Source organism: Acetobacter fabarum (assembly GCF_040702925.2).
GTDB lineage: Bacteria > Pseudomonadota > Alphaproteobacteria > Acetobacterales > Acetobacteraceae > Acetobacter > Acetobacter fabarum_B.
This window is the reverse complement of sequence record NZ_JBFCXX020000095.1, coordinates 1-267: the sequence shown is the minus strand read 5'-3', so window position 1 is coordinate 267 and position 267 is coordinate 1. Positions and strand designations below refer to the sequence as shown.

The window sequence follows — 267 nt, the reverse complement described above, 5'->3', positions numbered from 1 at the left end:
GGCGCTGGTCGATCAGCTGAAAAACAAACTCGGCCGCGCAGTGATCCTGCTCGGCAGTGTCCATGAGGAAAAGGTCGTACTGGTTGCAGGCGTGACCAAGGACCTGACTGGCCAACTCAAAGCCGGTGATTTGATGAAGCAGGCTGCTGCGGCAGTGGGCGGGAAGGGCGGTGGTCGTCCGGACATGGCGCAGGGCGGCGGTGTCGACGCCGGCGCACTGGATGGCGCACTGGCGCTGACCGTTCCATTCGTCGAGCAGGGTTTATA

At 62.5% G+C, this 267-nt stretch carries 1 protein-coding gene; it reads left to right on the top strand.

Annotated features, from left to right (window positions below):
- The coding region (locus AB2L51_RS15240; RefSeq protein WP_400922693.1) for a DHHA1 domain-containing protein at window positions 1-267 on the top strand (267 nt) is incomplete at both ends.